Below are 276 nucleotides of genomic sequence, written 5' to 3'. Positions count from 1 at the left end.
CTTACCGGCCCGTGCAGTTCACGCTTGGCCAGACAGCACAGGCGATGCACGCGGTCATCGACCCGCATCTGCGGAAGATCAACTCCCGGTCCAGGGTCGGGCGCAGTCGGGTTCGGGAAGTGCTTCGCCAGATCGTCACCGACGGCTGGCCGCCGGACTTCGAGCCCGATCCGGAGCGAGTCGCCCACTGGCAGGCCTGGCTCATCACCAACGGCATCTTCACCGACGACACGCAGTGAGGTCGATTCTGTCGTGAACCCCAAGACAGCTCCCGCA

General features: G+C 65.2%; 1 protein-coding gene. It reads left to right on the top strand.

From position 1 onward, the window contains the following. Nucleotides 1–239, top strand: a 239-nt coding sequence (locus tag MXD59_RS26090) for a hypothetical protein (RefSeq protein WP_248827214.1), incomplete at its 5' end; no start/stop codon positions are given. Nucleotides 240–276: the final 37 nt, after the last annotated feature.

The sequence above is a fragment of the Frankia umida genome (assembly GCF_023242945.1).
In the GTDB taxonomy this organism is placed as follows: domain Bacteria; phylum Actinomycetota; class Actinomycetes; order Frankiales; family Frankiaceae; genus Frankia; species Frankia umida.
This window is presented reverse-complemented; position numbering and strand designations above follow the sequence as displayed.